Raw genomic sequence first — 270 nt, 5'->3', positions numbered from 1 at the left:
TCTTGAAAAATTAAGCGAAGAAGAAAAGAAAGAAGTAGAAGAAGCAGTAAAAGCAAGTAATCCAAAAGCAAAAACAGTAACTGTAAAAGAAAATGGAGATGTGGAAATAGAGTACGAAGATGGTTCAAAAAACAACTTATCAGGAGAAAAGACAGTAGTAGAAAAATCAGACAAAGAAAAATACCCGGTAGTAGAACCTGATAAAGTAAAAGTAAATAACAAAAAAGAACTAAGCAGTGAAGAAAAGAAAGAAGTAGAAGAACCAGTAAG

Annotated in this window: 1 protein-coding gene; it reads left to right on the top strand. The window is 31.5% G+C overall.

The annotated features are described in order from the left end of the window. Window positions 1–270 (top strand): hypothetical protein (locus ABGF45_RS08415; protein WP_408132181.1); only part of this gene is annotated, 270 nt, incomplete at both ends.

The sequence above is a fragment of the Helcococcus sp. KG196 genome (assembly GCF_046035495.1).
In the GTDB taxonomy this organism is placed as follows: domain Bacteria; phylum Bacillota; class Clostridia; order Tissierellales; family Peptoniphilaceae; genus Helcococcus; species Helcococcus ovis.
This window is presented reverse-complemented; position numbering and strand designations above follow the sequence as displayed.